The sequence below is a fragment of the Catellatospora sichuanensis genome (assembly GCF_007483665.1).
GTDB classification, from domain to species: domain Bacteria; phylum Actinomycetota; class Actinomycetes; order Mycobacteriales; family Micromonosporaceae; genus Catellatospora; species Catellatospora sichuanensis.
In genome coordinates this window covers 26,951-40,652 of the sequence record NZ_VIQO01000013.1, presented here as the reverse complement: position 1 = coordinate 40,652, position 13,702 = coordinate 26,951, and the positions used below count along the sequence as shown (strand labels likewise).

At 72.4% G+C, this 13,702-nt stretch carries 15 protein-coding genes; 10 read left to right on the top strand and 5 right to left on the bottom strand.

The window, feature by feature from the left end; translation table 11 throughout:
- Nucleotides 1–34 precede the first annotated feature (34 nt).
- On the bottom strand, nt 35–2,434 hold the full coding sequence (locus tag FLL47_RS25185; protein WP_144123055.1) for a helicase-associated domain-containing protein: 2,400 nt from the start codon (nt 2,432–2,434) through the stop codon (nt 35–37).
- Between the two features lie 191 nt (nt 2,435–2,625).
- Here FLL47_RS25185 and FLL47_RS45010 point away from each other — a divergent pair, with 191 nt between their 5' ends.
- Nucleotides 2,626–3,012, top strand: a complete 387-nt coding sequence (locus FLL47_RS45010; RefSeq protein ID WP_144123054.1) for a cold shock domain-containing protein — start codon at nt 2,626–2,628, stop codon at nt 3,010–3,012.
- Between the two features lie 141 nt (nt 3,013–3,153).
- Here the strand turns inward: FLL47_RS45010 and FLL47_RS25175 are convergent, their stop codons facing one another.
- The gene (locus FLL47_RS25175; protein ID WP_144123053.1) at nt 3,154–4,020 is read right to left on the bottom strand and encodes a 1,4-dihydroxy-6-naphtoate synthase; all 867 of its coding nucleotides are present in this window, start codon (nt 4,018–4,020) and stop codon (nt 3,154–3,156) included.
- Complete coding sequence (locus FLL47_RS25170) at nt 4,017–4,247, bottom strand: DUF2530 domain-containing protein (protein WP_144123052.1); 231 nt, start codon at nt 4,245–4,247, stop codon at nt 4,017–4,019. Before FLL47_RS25170 ends, FLL47_RS25175 begins: the two co-directional genes overlap by 4 nt.
- A 33-nt stretch (nt 4,248–4,280) precedes the next feature.
- Between FLL47_RS25170 and FLL47_RS25165 the strand changes: the two genes are divergently transcribed.
- On the top strand, nt 4,281–5,096 hold the full coding sequence (locus FLL47_RS25165; RefSeq protein WP_144123051.1) for a hypothetical protein: 816 nt from the start codon (nt 4,281–4,283) through the stop codon (nt 5,094–5,096).
- Entirely contained in the window at nt 5,093–5,722 is a 630-nt protein-coding gene (locus FLL47_RS25160) for a futalosine hydrolase (RefSeq protein ID WP_144123050.1), read from the top strand. The genes FLL47_RS25165 and FLL47_RS25160 overlap by 4 nt, the downstream gene beginning before the upstream one ends.
- A gap of 184 nt (nt 5,723–5,906) precedes the next feature.
- Here FLL47_RS25160 and FLL47_RS25155 read toward each other — a convergent pair whose 3' ends face one another.
- Nucleotides 5,907–6,665 carry a DUF3027 domain-containing protein gene (locus FLL47_RS25155; protein ID WP_144123049.1) on the bottom strand — a complete coding sequence of 253 codons (759 nt, stop codon included), beginning with the start codon at nt 6,663–6,665 and terminating at the stop codon, nt 5,907–5,909.
- Between the two features lie 130 nt (nt 6,666–6,795).
- On the opposite strand from FLL47_RS25155, the gene FLL47_RS25150 reads away from it, so the two are divergent.
- The 7 genes from FLL47_RS25150 (at nt 6,796) to thpR (ending at nt 12,674) form a co-directional block, all read left to right on the top strand.
- Complete coding sequence (locus FLL47_RS25150; protein WP_246158566.1) at nt 6,796–8,235, top strand: NCS2 family permease; 1,440 nt, start codon at nt 6,796–6,798, stop codon at nt 8,233–8,235.
- Between the two features lie 67 nt (nt 8,236–8,302).
- Nucleotides 8,303–8,752 (top strand): MarR family winged helix-turn-helix transcriptional regulator, encoded by a 450-nt coding sequence (locus FLL47_RS25145; RefSeq protein ID WP_407924714.1) that lies wholly within the window; start codon nt 8,303–8,305, stop codon nt 8,750–8,752.
- Nucleotides 8,753–8,861: 109 nt separating this feature from the next.
- Entirely contained in the window at nt 8,862–10,157 is a 1,296-nt protein-coding gene (locus FLL47_RS25140; RefSeq protein WP_144123046.1) for an MFS transporter, read from the top strand.
- Nucleotides 10,158–10,170: 13 nt separating this feature from the next.
- Entirely contained in the window at nt 10,171–10,911 is a 741-nt protein-coding gene (locus FLL47_RS25135) for a maleylpyruvate isomerase family mycothiol-dependent enzyme (RefSeq protein ID WP_186315903.1), read from the top strand.
- 115 nt (nt 10,912–11,026) lie between these two features.
- On the top strand, nt 11,027–11,479 hold the full coding sequence (locus tag FLL47_RS25130; protein WP_222106199.1) for an RDD family protein: 453 nt from the start codon (nt 11,027–11,029) through the stop codon (nt 11,477–11,479).
- A 143-nt stretch (nt 11,480–11,622) separates the two neighbouring features.
- Entirely contained in the window at nt 11,623–12,132 is a 510-nt protein-coding gene (locus FLL47_RS25125; RefSeq protein WP_144123043.1) for a hypothetical protein, read from the top strand.
- Nucleotides 12,132–12,674 carry an RNA 2',3'-cyclic phosphodiesterase gene (gene thpR, locus FLL47_RS25120; protein ID WP_144123042.1) on the top strand — a complete coding sequence of 181 codons (543 nt, stop codon included), beginning with the start codon at nt 12,132–12,134 and terminating at the stop codon, nt 12,672–12,674. Before FLL47_RS25125 ends, thpR begins: the two co-directional genes overlap by 1 nt.
- Nucleotides 12,675–12,709: 35 nt before the next feature.
- Here thpR and FLL47_RS25115 read toward each other — a convergent pair whose 3' ends face one another.
- Nucleotides 12,710–13,696, bottom strand: coding sequence for an aldo/keto reductase (locus tag FLL47_RS25115; protein ID WP_144123041.1), 987 nt, complete (start codon nt 13,694–13,696; stop codon nt 12,710–12,712).
- Between the last annotated feature and the right edge of the window lie 6 nt (nt 13,697–13,702).

Sequence of the window (13,702 nt, the reverse complement as noted above, 5' to 3'; positions counted from 1 at the left end):
AGTGGCAGACCCGGGCCAGCTCGAGCGGCGACCGTCAGTCGGCGGGGGCGGCCGCAGTGATCCGGTGCAGGGCGAAGGTGTGCAGGGTCTGCGTGCGGTCATCCTCGGCGCGCAGGTAGCCCGCCCCGATGGACACCGGCCGGACCAGCCGCGAGGCGTTCGCGCCGTGCGCGTCCACGTACCCCACCCAGACCTTGGCCTTGTCGCGGACCGCCTGCTGCAGCACGGCCAGCGCGTGGCTGTGCGCCTGCACCGCGGTCAGGCTGGACATCGGCTGCCCGGCGGCGGCCCGCACCTCGGCGGGCGCGCGGCGGGCGGCGCGGGCGCGGGCGTCCCCGCGGCGGATCTCCTCGACGATGCCGAGCAGGCGCGGCGCCGTGAGCCCGGGGGCGTCGAGGGCGTCGGGCGACGGCTCCAGCGCGGTCCGGGCCGCCGCACGGCGCACCTTCGGCCGGGTCAGCACCGCCGCGCCGGTGGCGTCCTCGGGCACCGGCGAGTATCCGGCGTCGCGCAGCGTGGTCAGCAGCCGGGCCGAGCTGAACGGGGTCACCAGCACCGTCGGTGCGAGCCGGCGCAGCTGCAGCCCGGTCAGGCGGCGGTCGGCCAGCGCCGCCGAGATCAGGCCCTCGTCGTCGCTGCGCAGGTAACTGGTGGCGGTGCCGGTGCGCAGCCCGCCGTGCGTACGCGACACGTCGTCCACCAGGTAGCTCAGCGCCTGCGGCACCGACGTCCGGGAGCGGCGCGCGAACAGCGTGTGCAGGTCCGGCCCGGCGTACCCAGCGTCCAGCGCCCGGCGCAGGCTCGCGGCGGTGACCCGATAGACGCTGGCCCCGCCACCGGACTCGTGCTCGGCGACCAGGTCCAGCTCGGCGGCGAGCGTGGGCTCCGGCGGCCCCGGAACCACCACGGTCAGGTCGGCCTGGATCAGCACGTGGTCCACCGGCGGTGGCAGCAGCTTGGCCAGCGCGACGGCCACCGGAGTCTCCTCCGGGGGCAGCTCCGCCTCCGGCCGCCGCCCGAGCGGGTCGTCGTCGGTCCACGCCGCGGCCGCCTGCTCCACCAGCACCCGGCCGTACCCGGTCAGCGCGCCCAGGGCGGTGATGCCCAGGTCGGCGGCCTCCGCCAGCGCCTCGCGGTGCAGATCCTCCCGCCCCCGCAGCCGTCGCGGCGCCTGCCAGCGCAGCCATTCCAGCAGCTCGTCAGCGTCCGGGCCGGTCCCCGGCACCAGCTCACCGAGCGCCGCCAGCACCGCCCGGCGGACCGCGGGGGTGCCGGCCCGCTCCAACTGCGGCGACAGCACGGTCAGCGGCCTGTCCTTCAGATCGCGCTGCCCGGCCAGGCCCGGCTGGCGCGACATCGCCAGCCACGCGCCGGCCAGCAGCGTCCACCGCTGGGCCAGCGGCGCCACCCGCCACTGGTCGTAGCCGGCCGCGGGCAGAAACGCCAGCTCCGAGCCGAGTTCGAGCTCGCCGATCAACCCGGCCGCGGCGGCGGTCTCCAGCAGCAGTCCGGCCAGCGGCTCGGCGATCCCGGCAGCCTTGGCCAGGCGGCGCAGCGGCAGTACCCCGATGCCGCCGGCGCGCAGCACCGCGGCGGGCTCGTCGCTCAACGCCTCCAGCAGGTCCTCGGTATGGCGCACCGCGGTCATCGCCTGGCCCGCGCCGGCCCGGTCCACCGTGGTCACCGCACGCGGCGCGGCGCTGATGGTGGGCGGCAGCGGGTGCAGCGGCCCCAGCGGACCCTGGTCGCGGCGCAGCAGCAGTCCCAGCTCGCGGGGCAGCTCGACGGCTCCCTCCGCGGTCTCCACCAGCAGGTGGTGTTCGAGCAGCCAGGCCACCGGCTCGGTGCGATTGGTGGTCGTGCCCACCGGCGGGCCCTCGGCCAGCCGGTCCAGCACCGCGCGGGCGGCGGGCGGCGCCGCCAGCAGGGTACGGCGCAGCCGTGCGGGGTCGGTGACCAGCGCGATGACCGCGCCCTTCAGGTCGGCGGCGGTGTCCAGCTCGACCGCGGGACGGCCGAGCCCGGCCAGGTACGGCGAGCAGACCTCGTCGACGGTGGGCACCAGCCGCAGCGTGTCCTGCTCGCCATGGCTCGCCGGGTAGAGCAGGAACCGGGCGCGCAGCCGTTCGATCGCCTCGGTGACCCGGGCCGGTTCCGGCCCGCCGGTCGGCGCGCAGGCCATGGCGACGATCGCGGCGGCCGAGGTGGTGCCGTCCGATGGGGACCGGGTGAACCGGGCCGCGTCGAGGACCTCCAGCGTGAACCGGTCGAGCGTGTCGAGCGTGCGCGCCACCGACACCCGGGTCTGGGCCCGTGCGGCCAGCACCGTCAGGTCGGTCGGTACGGGGGTGATCAGGTCGGGGCGCAGGCGCAGCAGCGCGCCGAGGGCGTCGTCGGACAGCGCGCGCAGTTGGTCGGACAGCTCGGTGCTCATCGTGCCTCCACGCTATCGGGTCCGCGGTCCGCGCGCGGCAGACGTAAGGACGGGACGATGACGCGGAAGCGGGGATTCCCGTTGGGCTCCCGGATCACGATCGCTAGCCTTGTCTGCGGGCCACCACCGGCGTGGCCGATCGGACGTGCCGGGCGCCTGGCGCCCTCGGGGAAAGAAGCAGGTGTGCAGCAGTGCCTACGGGTCGCGTGAAGTGGTACGACACGGAGAAGGGATTCGGTTTCCTAACCCGTGACGAGGGTGGCGACGTCTTCGTGCACAAGGCCGCGCTGCCTGAGGGCGTCGGCGAACTCAAGCCCGGCCAGAAGGTCGAGTTCGGGGTCGCCGCGGGCCGCAAGGGCGACCAGGCGCTGCAGGTGAAGCTGATCGACGCGCCGCCCTCGCTGCAGGAGTTGCGCCGCCGCCCCGCCGACGAGCTCAACACTCTGATCGAGGACATGATCAAGGTACTGGAGTCGAAGATCCTCCCCGACCTCAAGCGTGGCCGTTTCCCGGAGAAGAAGACCGCCCAGGCCCTCGCCCACGCCCTCCACACGATCGCCCGCGATCTCGAGGTCTGACGGCCCACTCCGCGGCTTGGCCCGGCCGGACCCGGCGCGACCCCGCCCTCCGGCCTGTGGCAACTCTTGAAGACTTGCGCCCTCACGAACTCGTGAGGGCGCAAGTCTTCAAGTGTTGTGCCATGTGTGGGGCGTGGGGGGTCAGAGGGTGACGGGGGGGACGAGGTTGGCGTTGGCGGCGCGGTGGAGGAGGGCGCGGGCGGCGGCGTGGCCGTCGGGGCCGAGGTCCTCGGTGAACTCGTTGACGTACAGCTTGATGTGCTGGTCTACGACGGCCGGCTCCATCTCCTGGGCGTGCGCGAGCACGTACGCGCGGCTGGCCTCAGGGTCGGCCCAGGCGGCCCGGACGGAGGCCCGGACCCAGTCGGTGGCGGCCGCGGCGTCGACGGCGCCGCGCTTGGCCAGGATCGCGCCGAGCGGGATGGGCAGGCCGGTGTCGGACTCCCACCACTGGCCGAGGTCGACCAGGCTCGTCAGCGCGTACCGCTGGTAGGTGAACCGGGCCTCGTGGATGACCAGGCCGGCGTCGTAACGACCGGCCGCGACCCCCGGCATGATCTCGTGGAACGGCACCACCTCAATGCGCCCGGGGATCTGCCCGGTCTGCTCCGCCCACAACCGGAAGAGCAGGTAAGCCGTGGTGCGGTCGCCGGGCACCGCGACCGTCGCGCCGGTGATGTCGGCGCGGCCGGCTCCGCTGGCGGCTCGTCCCGGCGCTCCGCCTGGACGGCGGCCCACCGGCGGCTCCCCATCAACGGTCAGCAGCAGCGGGCCGCAGCCGCGCCCCAGCGCCCCGCCGCACGGCAGCAGCTCGTAGGTGTCCAGCAGCCACGGCAGCGCCGCGTAGCTGACCTTGACCAGGTCGAAGCGCCCGTCGAGGGCGGCGGTGTTGGTGACGTCCACGTCGGCGAAGGTGACGTCCAGCTCCGGCGCACCGGGCACCAGGCCGTGCACGAGCGCGTGGAAGACGAAGGTGTCGTTCGGGCACGGCGAGAAGGCGATCCTCATGAGCGGCGCGCCTTCCGGTGCCGGTCGTGCACGATCATGGTGGCCAGTCCGGGCAGGCCCCAGACGACGCCGGCGACGCAGATCCACAGCCAGCTCTCGTGACCGTTGGCCGACAGCCAGTCGCGGAAGAACAGCAACACGAGCCCGACCAGCGCGAACGCGGCCATGCCGCCGATGGCGAAGGGGACGGTCGGGGGGTCCAGCGGTTTGGGTGGTTCCAAGGGCACGACAACAGCGTACGCGCTGGCAGGATAGGCACCATGCCCCTGCTGCGCGCGCTCCAGACCTTCGCGGACGTCGTGGTCCGGACCTTTCGGATGCTCATCGCCACGGTGAGCAGATCGGTCGTCGGCATCCGCTGGCTCAGCCGCACCGCCCTGCGGATCCGGGTGCAGGGCTCGGGCGGCGTCACCGGCGTCGCCCGCCTCTACGACCTGCACGCGGTGGTGGTCGCCGCGGACCTGTCCCTGCTGGCCGGCCTCGTCTGGGCGGTCGGTGCGCCCGGATCGAGGGACCTCGCCCTGGCCTTCGGGGCCGGGGTGCTGGTGGCCGTGCCTGCAGGGCTGGCCATCGCGAGCGCACCCGCGGCGGGGCGGGCGCTGATCGGACTGCTGCTGGTCGGGCGGGCCGTCGCGACGCTGCTCGCCGCGCAGTGGCTGTCCAGCTGGGTCCTGCTGCTGGTGCTGGTGGCGCTGATCCTGCCGCAGTGGGTGGTGCACCTGGCCCTGCTGCGGCGCCTGCTGCCGTCCGGCGGGCCCGTGTTCGGCGCGCTGTGGCGGGCCGTGCAGTACGCCCTCATCGCCGGCCTGGTGGCCGGGGTGACCGGCCTGGTCATCGGCGCGTTCGTGGCGGGCTGGCCGATGTGGACGGCCGTGTTCTGCCTGTCCGTCGGCGCGCTGCTGGCGCTACGGCTGCCCGCGCCGGGCGGCCCGGTGCCCGGCCCGGCGAAGCCGATCCCGCCCGCGCCGACGGCCAAGCGGCTGCCGCAGCAGGAGCAGCGCACCATCCCGGAGGGCTTCCACGTGTACCGTCCGTCGTCGCTGGACTCGTCCGGCGACGAGGGGAGGAAGAAGTGACGTTGTTGGTCGTGACGGCGGTCGCCGCCGAGGCCGAGGCGCTGTCCCGCGGCCTGCCGCCGGGCACGGACGTGACCGTGGCCCCGGTCGGGGTCGGCCCGGCGGCGGCCGCCGCGGGCACGGCGCGGCTGCTGGCGCTGGCCGGAGACCGCTACCGGGCGGTCGTGTCGGCGGGCATCGGCGGCGGCATCGGCCTGGACCCGGGCGCGATCGCACTGGCCACCCGCTGTGTCGCCGCGGACCTGGGCGCGGACTCCCCGCAGGGTTTCCTGAGCCTCGACGAGCTGGGTTTCGGCAGTGCGGTGGCCGAGGTGGACGCCGCACTGCTGGCCGCCCTGCGGAAGGCGCTGCCGGACGCCGTCGCCGGGGAGGTGCTGACCGTCTCCACCGTCACCGGCACCGCCGAGGGCACCGCCGAGCTGCTGCGCCGCCATCCGACCGCGGTCGCCGAGGCGATGGAGGGCTATGGCGTCGCCTGCGCCGCGCAGGGCGCGGGCCTGCCCTTCGCCGAACTGCGCACCATCTCCAACGTCGTCGGCCCCCGCGACCGCGCCGCCTGGCGCATCGGCGACGCCTTCGCCGCCCTCACCACCGCCGCCACCGCCCTGACCGCACTCCGCCCCTGACCGCACTCCGCCCCTGACCGCACTCCGCCCCTGACCGCGGTCCACGCCCCGCGGCCCGCCTCCGGCAGCGCGGTGCCGCACGGCGGCAGTGCAGTTTCGGGGAAAGTGCGGCCATGGAGACGGCGATGGCTGCAGTTTCAGGGAAACTGCAGCCATCGGAGGCCGGGCGGGACGCGGCCGCGGGTTATTCGACCTCGTCGACGATGCCGTCGTCGTAGATGGTGGGCGGGGCGGGGATGACGGTCTCGTCGATGAGGACCTCGCTGTGGCCGCCGCAGCCGTGGTCCAGGGAGACGATCCGGCCGTCGTCGGGGGCGTACACGTTGGCGCAGGCGCCGAACATGCGGCCCAGCGAGCCGCCCAGCTTCACGTAGAACGCGCAGGACACGCAGCGTGCCGTGCGGGGCGCGGCCAGCGAGATCGGGGCGTCGGGGCCGTTCTCGCCGTCGTACCAGCGCTGGGCGGCCTCCTCGCGGCCCAGCGGCGACAGCACCCGCGGGCGGCCCAGGCCGAGTTCCCAGGCGACCTCGTCGACCTCGGGGTCGCCGCCGAGCATGTAGCCGGGCGTGAGTCGGTCGTCGTCCTCGGGCGTGGGCAGCAGGTCGCCGACGCCCAGGTCGCCGGGGTGCAGCCGCTCGTGCCAGGGCACCCAGCCGGGCGCGAGCAGCGCGTCGCCGCCGGGCAGCAGCACGGTCTCGCAGACGGTGACGTGCTTGCTGCGCGGGGCGCGGGTCACCGTGACGGCCCACTGCCAGCCGCGGTAGCCCGGCAGGTCACAGGCGAAGTAGTGGGTGACCACACGATCGCCTTCGGCGACCACGTTCAGATGCTCGCCGAGGTGCCCGGCTTCCTCGGTGATCGCGGCACGTGCGATGTCCACGGCCTCGGCACAGGCTTGATCGACTTTCGGGGCGCGGGTGGCGGTCCTGGTCACATTCCCCATTCTTCCTCATCGCTGATTTGGAGTTTCGGTGACCCGGCAGGCCAGGTCGGGGGCTCACCAGCCGGGTCGTTGCGGGACGATCTCCGTGGGTCGGTACACAATCGGCCTTCGATCTGGAACGATGCGCCCCATGAGCACAGCTGGTCCTGGTGTGGTCGGAGGCCTCGACCACTACTTCGAGATCTCCGCCCGCGGGTCGACGATGTCCCGCGAAGTGCGTGGTGGCCTGGCCACTTTCTTCACGATGGCCTACATCGTGGTATTGAACCCGCTGATCCTCGGCGGCGGCAAGGACATCGACGGCGCGACGCTCCCGCTGGCCGCGGTCGCGGCGGCCACCGCGCTGATGGCGGGCCTGCTGACGATCCTGATGGGTGTCGTCGGCCGGTTCCCCCTCGCGCTGGCGGCGGGCCTCGGCGTCAACGCCCTCGTGGCGTACGAGATCGCGCCGCTGATGACCTGGGCCGACGCGATGGGTCTGGTGGTCATCGAGGGCGTGATCATCGCGATCCTGGTGTTGACCAACCTGCGGGTGGCGGTCTTCCACAGCGTGCCGATGCAGCTGAAGACGGCGATCGGCGTCGGCATCGGCCTCTTCCTGACCATCATCGGCTTCGTCGACGCCGGGTTCGTGCGCTCGACCGGGCAGGGCTCGCCGCCGATCGGGCTGGGCATCGGCGGCAAGATCGTGACCTGGCCGGGCCTGGTCTTCGTGATCGGCCTGCTGGCGACGATCGTGCTGGTCGCGCGCAAGGTCAAGGGCGCGATCCTGATCGGCATCATCGGCTCGACCATCCTGGCGATCATCGTCGAGGCGATCACGCAGGTGGGCCCGATGGGCGGCCCGGCGGGCACCCCGGCGGGCTGGGCGCTGAACGTGCCGGTGGTGCCGGACAAGTGGGTCGGCCTGCCCGACCTGTCTCTGCTCGGCAACTTCAACGTGCTGGGCGGATGGCAGACCGCGGGCATCGTGGTCTGCGCGATGTTCGTCTTCACGCTGCTGCTGACCGACTTCTTCGACACGATGGGCACCATGGTCGCCGTCGCCCAGGAGGGCGGCATGCTGACCGAGGACGGCATGGTCCCGCGTACCAGGGAGATCCTGCTGGTCGACTCGATCGCGGCCGCGGCCGGCGGTGCGGCGAGCACGTCGAGCAACACGTCGTACATCGAGAGCGCGGCGGGTGTCGCCGAGGGCGCGCGGACCGGTTTCGCCAACCTCGTCACCGGTGGCCTGTTCCTGCTGGCGATGTTCCTGGCCCCGCTGGTCACCGTGGTGCCGTTCGAGGCGGCCTCGGTGGCGCTGGTGGTCGTCGGCTTCCTGATGATGACCGCGGTGCGCAACATCGACTGGACCGACTACGAGATCGGCATCCCGGCGTTCCTCACCATCGTGATCATGCCGTTCACCTACTCGATCTCGAACGGCATCGGTGCGGGCGTCATCACGTATGTCCTGATCAAGGCGAGTAAGGGCAAGCTTCGCGACGTTCATCCGCTGCTGTGGATCGTGGCGCTGCTCTTCGTCCTCTATTTCGCCGTGGGCGCGCTCGAGAAGCTGGTTTTCTGAGAGCGTGACCGCGCTCACCTGGGTAAAAGGATATCGTTAGCCAGGCTTATTAGCTAAGCTAATGAGCGTGACGGAGCAGGTGGTGATGGTGACGCAAGCTTCTCCCGAGGAGCTGACCGAGCGGCTTCGCGACGCCATCACCCGGCTCAACCGTCGGCTGCGCCAGGAGCGCCCGGTCGGCGATCTCACCGTGACCCAGCTTTCGGCCCTCACCAGCCTGCGGATCGGCGGCGCGCTCACCCCGCGCGAGCTGTCCGAGGCGGAGCGGGTGCAACCGCCCACGATGACCAAGATCGTGGCGAAGCTGGAAGAACGCGGTCTGATCAGCCGGACGCCGCACCCCACCGACGGGCGGCAGGTTCTGCTGTCGCCCAGCGAACAGGGGCTCGCGGTGCTGGAGGACTACCAGCGGGTGCGCGACGAATGGCTGGCCGGCAAGCTGGCGGGGTTCACCGCCCAGGAACGCGACACGGTGGTACGTGCCGCAGCACTGCTGGAGCGGCTCGCGCGCGACTGATCGCGGGGGAACTCGCGATCAGGGCAAGCGGAGGCCTGATCCGTCCGATCCGACCGGGACACCCCGGCCGGTGAGCGGCGGCAAGGCTATCCGAGGAGGCGCACTCCGCGTGCGGGCAAGACTGAGCACCACCTTCCGTTCCCTGACGGTTCGCAACTACCGGCTCTTCGCGAGCGGTCAGCTGGTCAAGCTGATCGGCGTGTGGATGATGTACGTCGCCCAGGACTGGCTGGTCCTGGAGCTGAGCAACGACTCCCCGACCGCGCTCGGCCTGGTCACCGCACTCCAGTTCGTGCCGGTCATGCTGCTCACCCTGTACGCCGGCACCCTCGCCGACCGCTTCGACAAGCGCACCCTGCTGATGGTCTCCAACGGCGTGTGGGCCGTGCTGGCCATCGCGCAGGCCGTCCTGATCGCCACCGGGGTCATCGAGCTGTGGCACATCATGATCTTCGCGGGCCTGCTCGGCGTGGCCCAGGCCATCGAGACGCCGGTGCGCCAGGCGTTCGTGTCGGAGCTGGTGGGCAAGCCGCTGCTGCCCAACGCCCTGTCCCTGTCCGCCGCCACCTTCCAGACCGCCCGCATCACCGGCCCGGCGCTGGCCGGTGTCGCCATCGCCTGGCTGGGCACCGGCCCGGTCTTCCTGGTCAGCACGGTGATGGCGATCGCGCCGGTGCTCATGCAGGCCCGGATGAACCCGACCGAGCTGCACCGCCCCGAGCTGCTGCCCCGTGACGAGCGCGCCGAGGCGAAGGTGGCCGACGGGCTGCGCTACGTGCGTACCCGGCACGACCTGCTGCTGCCGATGGCGATGATGTTCGTGATCGCGATGTTCGGCTACAACTTCCAGCTCACCCTCGCGTTGCTGGCCAAGACGGTGTTCGCCACCGGTGCGGCCACCTTCGGCCTGTTCAACACGGCGCTGGCGGTCGGCGCGCTGGCCGGCGCGCTGGCGGGCACCGCCCGCAAGAGCCGCCCCTCGGTCTACCTGCTGCTCGCGGCTGCGGTCGCGTTCGGCCTGCTGGCGATCGCGGTGGGCTTCGCGCCGTACAAGTGGCTGGTCCTGCTGCTGCTGGTGCCGACCGGGTTCAGTTCGGTCTTCCTGGGCCAGGCCGCGAACCAGCGCGTGCAGCTCGGCGTGGAGGGCGCGTTCCGCGGCCGGGTGATGGCGCTGTACGTGCTGATCTTCATGGGCACCGCGCCCATCGGCTCGATGGCCATCAGCTGGGTCGCGGAGCACTTCGGCGCTGCGGCCAGTATCTGGCTCGGCGGTGTGGTCTCCCTGCTCGCGGCGCTGGGGGCGCTCGTGTGGCAGCTGCGGCACGCCGGGGACCGGCTGGCCTTCCAGGCTCTGCCCATGCCGTGGGTGCGGGTCGTACGTCAGGAGAGTGTCGCCGCCGCGTGATGGAATGCGGTCCATGGACTTCCGTGCCGCACTCGACTCCGATTTCGCCCGGCTGGTCGAGGTCAGCTCCGGCAATCTCGACCGGCCGGTGCCGACCTGCCCCGGCTGGACGGTCGACGACCTGGACCGTCATGTCGCCGCGGTCTACCTGCACAAGGTCGCCTGCATCCGGGACAAGGCCGAGCCGGTCGACTGGCCGCCCGCCGAGCTCGCCCAGGAGGACACCCAGGCCCAGCTGCACCGGGCCTACCTGGAGCTGACCGCCGAACTCGCCGTCCGCGCCGACGACGAGCCCGCCGGCAACTGGTACGCGCCGGACCCCACGGTCGGCTTCTGGCGTCGGCGGATGGCCCAGGAGACCGTGATCCACAGGATCGACGCCGAACTGGCGGCCGCGGTGCCGTCCGTCGACGTGCCCGACGACCTGGCCCTCGACGGCATCGACGAGGTGCTGCGCATCTTCCTGGAATACAGCGTCGGCGCCTGGCACGACTACTTCGTCGCGGGCCTGACCGGCACCGACGGCCGGTCCGTCGCCATGGCCGCGGGCGGGCGGCGCTGGCTGGTCGCGATCGGACCGGACACGCTCGCCGTGTCCGAGGGCGACGCGCCGGCCGCAGCCGAGGTCACCGGCACGCCGGACGCACTGCTGCGCTGGCTCTGGCGACGCGCGGACGACGCCACGGTGACCGCCACCGGCGACGCCGCCCTCGTCGCCAAGCTCCGCGACCTACTGGGCACCGCGACCCAGTAGCGCCGCCGCGTCGACCACTCCGTGATCGCTGTTTGAGGTCAGAACCCGCGGTCTGACCTCAGTTTCTGACCCGAGACCGCGATCATGCCGCCCCCTCACCCCCACCGGAGCAGGCGTGACCTACGCATCCTGGATCAAACGCGTCGGCGCGGCGCTGATCGACCTCGCGATCGCCGCCGCGTTCGTCGTCCTCGCCTCCGTGCTGGACGGCCCTGACGTGGTCGTGCCCTCGCTCGATCCGCGCACCGGGCAGGTCGTGCCCGGCCCGCCGAGCGGCGGCGGCGTCGTCTACTGGAGCGTGCTGCTGCTCGGGTTGGCGGTCGTCGGCTACAACCGGTGGATCCAGGCCGGGGACACCGGACTGAGCTGGGGGCGCAGGCTGCTGGGCGTCAGGCTGGTCGGCGACGCCACCGGCACCCCGGTCGGCGCGGGGCGCGCGTTCCTGCGCGATCTCGCCCATCTCGTCGACGCCGTCATCTGCTACCTGGGCTTCCTGTTCCCGCTGTGGGACGCCAAGCGGCAGACGCTGGCCGACAAGCTGTGCCGGACGGTCGTCGTCGATGGCTGACCTCATGGCGGGAGATGCCTGACCTGCACACCAGGCGCCGGTCGAGTGACGGTGACGGCTATCGAGTGGCGGTGAAAGGACCGATGGGCATAGTGTCGTTTGATGTGGCGACCGACAGCGCTCTTCCGCTCACTCTCGGAGTGATGGCGCTCGTCGGTATGCCGGCGGCCATCGCCGCGGTGATCTGCGCCGATGACGTCGTCACGCAGATGCGCACCCGGGCCGAGCAGGTCCGCGAGTCCTGGCACGAACAGCGCACCCTGGACCGGCTGGAGCGCGCGTTCGCCCCGGCCCCGCCCGCCGGCCCGCCCTGGGTCGCCGCGGCCCGGGTCGCCACGGTCGCCATGGGCTCCGCCCGGGAGAGCATGGTCCAGTTCGCCGCCGAGCGCCTCAGCGCGGTCGGCCTCGCGCCCGCCTGGCTGCCGCAGCCCGCGCCGGCCGGGCCGACGCTGGTGCCGTTCGAGGAGATCGTCGACCGGCTGCGCGAGCTGCCCCGCGACGATGCCGGCTACGACCAGGCGCTGCGCGATGCGTGCCAGTGCCTCGGCATCGACGAGCATCTGACCGAGGTGGACGGCCTCGACCTGCAGATCGAGCGGGTACGCGTCGAGGGTGCGCTCATCGCGGCTGGAGTGGTCCTCGCGGACGGCTGATGCGCCTGTTCGTCGCCGTATTTCCGCCTCCGGAGGCGGTGGATCATCTGGCCACCGTGGTGCAGGGCCTCGCCGTCGGACTGGCCCGCGCACGGGTCACCCCCACCGAGCGCTGGCACCTGACACTGGCGTTCCTGGGCGAGGTGCCCGACGAGTCGGCCGGATCGGCCGCGCTGGCCGTGTCCGCGGTGGAGGGTTCGGTGGGTGACCTGCGGATCCGCGGCGGCGGCAAGTTCGGCCACGGGCGTTCCACGGTGCTCTGGGCGGGCGTCGAGGGTGACGTCGAGGGCCTCACCCGGGTGGGCCGCGCGGTGCGCCGCGAGTTGCGGGCACACCGCCTGCATCCCGACGACAAGCGGTTCGCCCCGCACCTCACCGTCGCCCGCCCCGGCGACCGGATCGGCCACGCCGACCTCACCGCCGACCTGGCCGTGCTGCGCGACTACACCGGCCCGACCTGGCCCGTCACGGAACTCGTCCTGGTCCGCAGCATGCTCGGACCGAATCCGTCCTATACGCCGCTCGCCCACCACCCGCTCTGAGCCCGAGACCGCGCTCGGAGCGGGTGGTGGTCGGGTCACCAGGCCCAGGCTTCGGGCCCCGGGCCGCCCTTGCCGACGGGCGGGAACAGCTCGTCGAGGCGGGTCAGGGTGTCCTCGTCCAGGGTGAGGGTCAGCGCGCCGAGGGTCTTGTCGAGCTGCTCGGCGGTGCGGGGGCCGATGATCGGGGCGGTCACGCCGGGTCGTGACAGCAGCCAGGCCAGCGCGACGTCGGCGGGGTCGGCGTCGAGCGACTCGCAGAGCTTCTCGTACGCCTCGATGGTGCCGCGGTGCTCGGCGAGCGTGTCGTTGGCGCGGCCCTCGCCGGACCGTGCCGCCGTGCCGTCCTTGATCTTGCGGAGCGCTCCGCTCAGCAGCCCGCCGTGCAGCGGCGACCACGGAATGATGCCCACGCCGTACTGCTGCGCGGCGGGGATGACCTCCAGCTCGACGGCACGGGTCATCAGGTTGTAGATGCACTGCTCAGAGACGAGGCCGAGGAAGTGGCGGCTGCGAGCGGCCTCCTGCGCGGCCGCGATGTGCCAGCCGGCGAAGTTGGACGAGCCGACGTAGAGCACCTTGCCGGCGGCGACGAGGGTCTCCATCGCCTGCCAGATCTCGTCCCACGGCGTCTTCCGGTCCACGTGGTGCATCTGGTACAGGTCGATGTGGTCGGTCTGCAGGCGGCGCAGCGACGCGTCGGCGGCCTTGACGATGTGCCGGGCGGACAGGCCCTGCTCGTTGGGCCACTCGCCCATCTTGCCGTACACCTTCGTGGCCAGCACGACCTTGTCGCGGCGGCCCCCGCCCTGCGCGAACCAGTTGCCGATGATCTGCTCGGTGACGCCCTCGCCGAGCTTCCAGCCGTACACGTCGGCGGTGTCGAAGAAGTTGATGCCGTGATCGAGGGCGCGGTCCATGATGGCGTGGCTGTCCGGTTCGGACGTCTTGGGGCCGAAGTTCATGGTCCCGAGACAGAACCTGCTGACGGTCAGGCCGGTACGGCCCACAGTGGTGAACTCCATGAGTCC